This window comes from Xanthomonas sp. SHU 166 (assembly GCF_000364685.1).
Classification (GTDB): Bacteria; Pseudomonadota; Gammaproteobacteria; order Xanthomonadales; family Xanthomonadaceae; genus Xanthomonas_A; species Xanthomonas_A sontii.
In genome coordinates this window covers 1-1,230 of the sequence record NZ_AQOJ01000624.1, presented here as the reverse complement: position 1 = coordinate 1,230, position 1,230 = coordinate 1, and the positions used below count along the sequence as shown (strand labels likewise).

General features: G+C 72.5%; 2 pseudogenes. Both read right to left on the bottom strand.

Going from position 1 to position 1,230, the window contains the following annotated elements:
- Positions 1–465 (bottom strand): annotated as a pseudogene (locus tag D180_RS15215) (homoserine kinase); the annotation flags it as partial.
- Between the two features lie 5 nt (positions 466–470).
- Positions 471–1,230, bottom strand: a pseudogene (locus D180_RS15210) (bifunctional aspartate kinase/homoserine dehydrogenase I); the annotation flags it as partial.

Genomic DNA, 1,230 nt, shown 5'->3' with positions numbered 1-1,230 from the left:
GTTGTCGCCGTGGCGGCTGCCGCTGGCCACCGCCTCGCCGTCCAGCGCGTAGCGATACAGTGCATCGCGCGACAGCGGCGCGGCAAGCAAGGCATTGGCCGCCACCAGCGCGGCCACGCACGAGGCGGCCGAGCCGCCCATGCCGGAGCTGAGCGGGATGCCCTTGTCGATCTCCAGTTCGAAGCCGAACGGCAGCGCCAACGCCTCGCGCAGCGACATCAACGCGGCACCGGCGGTGTTGCGTGCGGCCTCCAATGGCAAGGTCACGGTGGTGCCACGGATCGCGGCAATGCGCACCTCCGGCGCGTCGATGCGGCGCACCGTCACCGTGTCGCCGACACCTTCCACCGCATAGCCCAGCAGGTCGAATCCCACCGCCACGTTGGCCACCGAGGCCGGCGCGAACGCGCTTGCCTGCGTCGGCAGCGCGGCCGGGCCGACGGCGCTCGTTGCCAGCGTCTGCATCCGGCTCACAGGCGCGCGCCCTCGCCCGCCGCGACCCGCAGCAGGTCGGCGAACACACCGGCGGCGGTCACTTCCGGGCCGGCGCCCGGCCCCTGTACCACCAGCGGATTGTTGCAGTAGCGGCGGGTGGTGAACTGCACCACGTTGTCGGTCAGGCGCAGGTTGGCGAAGGCATGGTCGGCCGGCAGTTCCACCAGGCCCACGCTGGGTGCATGGCCCGGCGCCAACCGCGCCACGTAACGCAGCACGCAGCCGCGCGCCCTGGCCGCCTGCAGGCGCTGCGCGAACACCGCATCGACCTCGTGCAGGCGCGCCATGAAATCGTCCACGCTGGCCTGGCGCAGCGCTTCCGGCACCAGGCTTTCCACCGCCACGTCCTCCAGGCTCAGCTCGTGCCCGGCCTCGCGCGCCAGGATCACCAGCTTGCGCGCCACGTCGGTGCCGGACAGGTCGTCGCGCGGGTCCGGCTCGGTGTAGCCCATGCCGCGCGCCTCGGCCACCAATTGCGCGAACGGCACGCTGCCGTCGTACTTGTTGAACAGCCAGGCCAAGGTGCCGGAGAAGATGCCTTCGATCGCGGTGACCGCGTCGCCGGTATCGACCAGGTCGCGCAAGGTGGTGATCACCGGCAGGCCGGCACCGACCGTGGCCTCGTAGCGGAAGCGCGCGCCGCTGGCGGCGGCCGCGGCGCGGATGGCGTGGAAGCGCGGCAGCGGCCCGGCGCCGGCCTGTTTGTTCGGGGTCACCACGTGGATGCCGGCGGCC